The sequence below is a fragment of the Coleofasciculus sp. genome (assembly GCF_046539235.1).
Taxonomy (GTDB): domain Bacteria; phylum Cyanobacteriota; class Cyanobacteriia; order Cyanobacteriales; family Coleofasciculaceae; genus Coleofasciculus.
Genome location: NZ_JBKHHI010000505.1, coordinates 1 through 4,272 on the forward strand (window position 1 = coordinate 1; position 4,272 = coordinate 4,272).

Sequence of the window (4,272 nt, forward strand, 5' to 3'; positions counted from 1 at the left end):
CTAACAATATCCAAGACGCTTTACAAACTGGCTTTCGTGTATCCTTGGGGGCGACCACTTCCCTCATCGAAAGTCTCCAGGATCAGCAAAAGCGGGAAGAAAACTTGTCCCTGCTGAACTTAGACTTCAACCAACAGGTTGCTGAGTTGTCAAAAAAAGGTGAAAAAACCGAGCAAGAGGCTCAACGCTTGATTGAACAAATGTTCAGCCAAATGAACCAACCGACAGACTCAACCACACCATCAACACCTAGCGACAGTGATTCAACCTCACCAACGGGAACCACATCTAGAAGTACCCAACAGGAACTTGAAGAACTGACGGTGCAAATTGCTCTGATCCGCACTGATTTGGAGCAGATGCGTAACCCTGACTCGAACCAATAATGAGTAGGGGATCAGTTTTCAGACGTTGGTAAGGGCGCATGTCTATGCGCCCCTACATTATTTCAGGTTATCCAAATTTCAATATGCAATTACAGGGCTGCTTTGTTAAGCTGTCTCCTTTTTTTAAGGGTTGTATCCGGAGCGAGAGCTAGGACTGAAGCCTAACGCTGAAAGGGTTTCCCTAACTCAATCCGCACTTGTTCCTGATTTGGCAATTCATCAATGACATAACCAATGACAACGAGCCGATAGTGAAATTTTACGGAGTAAATTTTTCCAACTCCTTATCTAAGCGCCGAGCCACTATCCCTCTCAACTAAGACTATCTAATCATTTTCCCATTCTTCGGAACCAATTAAATCACCAATGCGGTCTCTAAGCAAGAAATCGCACTGCTCTAGTTCGCATTCGACACAGACCCACTCGCGAGCAGGAATGTATTGACAAAGAACGTAGATGGGCTGTTGACGGCTGACAACTCCTTTCTCTACGAGTTGACGTGCTTCTTCTTGAATCACATCAATGGAGTAACGAATAGAGGGAGTAGAGGGAGCAGAGGGAGTAGAGGGAACAGTTTGAAGACTCATCGGACTCATAGATACCATCCTGACTAAACATCAAGCTACGTTCTAACTATAAACGAATTTGGCTAGCCTGAAAAGGTATCTCGTTCCGTATAATAAGTTACAAAGTTATTCAATCTATGAATAAAAATTACCAAAGATAAAAATTATATCCCCGTCGGCTAGCTACCGATTACAGGCTGAAACCCTAGTCATACCGTTAATTTAGGGGATTGAAACTCAGACAGTCTCTAAGAAAGAGAGCTTGATCGCGGCAAACTAATTAATAAAACTTAAATAAATTCTGTTAACCTATAACCAGATTCAATCTGATCAAATAATACCTTAAGTGCGATCGCCTGCGCCTCTGGCATCTGTCCGTAGGAGTAGACGTAAGGCGTTTGGGCGGGGAGGTGGGGTCGGAACTGTTCTAGGATGTAGGGGCTACCGTAAATTACCAATGCCTCTAAGATTTGATTTTTTAATAACCACTGTAGCCAATCCGTCGCCACGGCGGTTAACCCAGCCGTATTCCGAAACGGATTTCCGCGAATAAAAAGCTGTAGCAGTGTCGGAATCGGGTGATCATTCTGATCCCTGGGTATCAGTGGCCTATGGCAATCCACCCATTGCAATTGGTAGCCAAACTGTTGGGGGATAGTAACGGCTGGAGCATTTCGCCCCAAAACATCACAGGTTAAAATATCATCCACAATGATTAGGTTACGTCCCGGAGAACTATTGGGGAGCGGTTTTGAGCGGAGGGGAAGGGAACCGCCAACCTGTTGAGAATCACGGAGAATCTGGGTAACTGTCTGCATCGCCGTTGGTTGAGCCAGATGATTCAGAAACGATAACGGTTGAGATGGATCACTCTGGCTTACTGGTACTTCTGCACCTCCAGTAATCTTCGCCTTTGCTTGCCAAATTCGTTCAACAGATGCCAGAATGCGATCGCGGGAAATTCGTCCTGTCGTTACCGCATCACAGATGGCTTGAATCGTTGTTTGTGGGTTAACGGGCATAAGTAAAATATCCGCCCCTGCTTCCACCGCTTTTACCGGGGCTTCCGTTGCGCCATAACGATTCGCGATCGCACCCATAATTAAAGCATCGGTGACAATCAACCCTTCAAACCCCAACTCTTGGCGCAGCACTTGGGTTAAAACTTTTTCGGATAACGTCGCGGGAAATTGCTCATCTAAGCTGGGGATCAGCAGATGAGCCGTCATCACCGCATCCACACCCGCCGCCATCGCCGCTTGAAACGGGGGAAACTCGATCTCGGCTAGTCGCGATCGCGAATGAGATAATATCGGTAAATTTAAATGAGAATCGATCGCCGTATCCCCATGACCCGGGAAATGTTTCGCCGTCGTTAACACCGGATAGTCTTGTGTCCCCCGGATAAACTGACTAGCCAACTGACTCACAGTTTCCGGCGTGTCAGCAAACGCCCGCACATTAATCACCGGATTTTGCGGGTTATTATTCACATCAACGACGGGTGCGAGAATCCAGTTAATCCCAATCGCTAAGGCTTCTTGAGCCGTAATTGCCCCCTTTTGTCGAGCATAGTATTGGGCTTTATCCAGATTCTCACGGGCAATCGCCCCGATTGCCATCGGTGGCGGAAACCAAGTCGCCCCCGCAAATCGTTGACCGACTCCTTCTTCAATATCAGCGGCAATCAATAAGGGGATTGGGGCATACTCTTGTAATTGTCGCGATCGCAGTGCCAATTCTCCAGCACTCGCACCCAATAAAATCACGCCGCCCACGCCCCAATCCTGTATCCAATGCTGCAATTTAGCGGCTGGAGGTTCCCAAGCCGGATACTGAATTTGGTGGTCAAACAGGTAGCCAGACGCCCGCACCACAACCATCTGCGCCACCTGTTGTACCAAGGAGAGAGACTGAATATCGGGTAAGGAATTCATATCATGTTTGGATGAGCAAGGTGGCAAGTTAGACGGACATGATATCACTCGTTTTCTGCCTCAAACTGATCATCGAGTCCCTTTCGGCGGCGTTCTTGTGAGAGTTGATTCAATAGTGTCAACATACGAGTACCACGTTCTAAGCCTCGGTCTTCAATAAAGACGACCTCTGGGGTACGACGCAAGCGCACCCGCCGACCTAATTCGCGGCGGACAAAACCTGTAGCTGATTGTAAACCTGCCATCGTTTCCGATTTTGCCTCTTCAGTGCCATAGATTGAGACATAAATTTTGGCATGTTGCAAGTCACCCGAAACATCGACATCGGTAACGCTGACCATTCCAGCACCAACACGGTCATCTTTGATATCGTGCAATAACATTTGGCTGACTTCCTGCTGAATCAGCGAGGAAACCCTAGACACACGGCGATTTGTAGCCATAACGCCCCCTTTACTAAGTAGTCATTCGTCATTCGTCATACTCGCTTCCCTTGAGAAGCAAGCTACGTCATTTGTCATTTGTCATTTGTTCATGGTTCATTGGTAATCCGCTCCCCCTGCTTCCTCATCTTCCTCATCTTCCTCATCTTCCTCATCTTCCTCATCTTCCTCATCTTCCTTACCCCCTCACTCCCTAATCCCCTAAACTGGATTTAGTCCTAGCATGGCACGCAGGGTGAAAACTAAGAACAGAAATGTCCCCACAACCAGACCCACGAGCGCGATCGCACTCACTGGATTACTCAGGACTGGCTTAAAGCGTTCAAATAAGGCAAAGAAGATGCCCAAGGATATACTAATCAGGTAACGGGGATATCGGCTAATGTTTTGCAAAAAATCTTTCATTATCTCCTACCTCTAGTTTATTTTCCCTTTTAACTGTATCTTGGAGTTCTCAGACATACCATGGCATGTCTGGAACATGGCTGCCGTTAGCACAGAGGCAGAAACATCTGCCATTATGCACTATATCTTATTTCTCGGAACCTCTAGCTTCCTCTAGCTTGAGGCGGTTATTGATTTATAGAAGTCAACTTTTTGATAGAAGCCGCCGCCTCTTCAGGTTTGCCCGATGAGGGGAACACTAAAATACTCTCGATTTTGCTGTTATTCACCAGGTCTTTTAAACGATACAACTGCTGATCAGAAATGGCAACTCCCGCATAGTTTTAGGCATAATCTAGCTCTTGGTCAAAATTCGCGTCGTTATAAACTTGAATAAAAGCCCGATCGACATTCCAGTTTTTCCAATCTGCGGCAAAATAGCGTTTACTCCAATGAAGAGGTAATTAGAAATTCCGGATTGGTTACGTTAATGTGTAGTGGCGGGTTTAGGGATTAACTTTGATCGTTCCTACTAACTGGAATACCAAACCCGCCC

The 4,272-nt window shown here is 46.6% G+C and carries 5 protein-coding genes and 1 pseudogene; 1 reads left to right on the forward strand and 5 read right to left on the reverse strand.

What is annotated here, in order from left to right; all coding sequences use genetic code 11:
- On the forward strand, positions 1-386 hold a 386-nt coding region (locus tag ACLFWI_RS27560; protein WP_446415586.1), incomplete at its 5' end, for a hypothetical protein.
- Between the two features lie 326 nt (positions 387-712).
- Here ACLFWI_RS27560 and ACLFWI_RS27565 read toward each other — a convergent pair.
- The 5 genes and pseudogenes from ACLFWI_RS27565 to ACLFWI_RS27585 form a co-directional block, all read right to left on the reverse strand.
- Positions 713-982 carry a DUF4327 family protein gene (locus ACLFWI_RS27565; RefSeq protein ID WP_446415587.1) on the reverse strand — a complete coding sequence of 90 codons (270 nt, stop codon included), beginning with the start codon at positions 980-982 and terminating at the stop codon, positions 713-715.
- Between the two features lie 260 nt (positions 983-1,242).
- Positions 1,243-2,889: a glycoside hydrolase family 3 protein gene (locus tag ACLFWI_RS27570; protein ID WP_446415588.1), complete on the reverse strand. Its 1,647-nt coding sequence runs from the start codon at positions 2,887-2,889 to the stop codon at positions 1,243-1,245.
- A 44-nt stretch (positions 2,890-2,933) separates the two neighbouring features.
- The gene (gene rbfA / locus ACLFWI_RS27575; RefSeq protein ID WP_446415589.1) at positions 2,934-3,332 is read right to left on the reverse strand and encodes a 30S ribosome-binding factor RbfA; all 399 of its coding nucleotides are present in this window, start codon (positions 3,330-3,332) and stop codon (positions 2,934-2,936) included.
- Between the two features lie 201 nt (positions 3,333-3,533).
- Positions 3,534-3,737, reverse strand: coding sequence for a DUF751 domain-containing protein (locus tag ACLFWI_RS27580; protein WP_446351858.1), 204 nt, complete (start codon positions 3,735-3,737; stop codon positions 3,534-3,536).
- 167 nt (positions 3,738-3,904) lie between these two features.
- Positions 3,905-4,171: pseudogene (locus ACLFWI_RS27585) on the reverse strand (family 10 glycosylhydrolase); the annotation flags it as partial.
- Between the last annotated feature and the right edge of the window lie 101 nt (positions 4,172-4,272).

Coding starts and splice junctions, on each gene's coding strand:
- ACLFWI_RS27570 (WP_446415588.1), bottom strand. CDS start 2,889: ATGAATTCCTTACCCGATATTCAGTCTCTCTCCTTGGTACAACAGGTG.
- rbfA (WP_446415589.1), bottom strand. CDS start 3,332: ATGGCTACAAATCGCCGTGTGTCTAGGGTTTCCTCGCTGATTCAGCAG.
- ACLFWI_RS27580 (WP_446351858.1), bottom strand. CDS start 3,737: ATGAAAGATTTTTTGCAAAACATTAGCCGATATCCCCGTTACCTGATT.
- ACLFWI_RS27565 (WP_446415587.1), bottom strand. CDS start 982: ATGAGTCCGATGAGTCTTCAAACTGTTCCCTCTACTCCCTCTGCTCCC.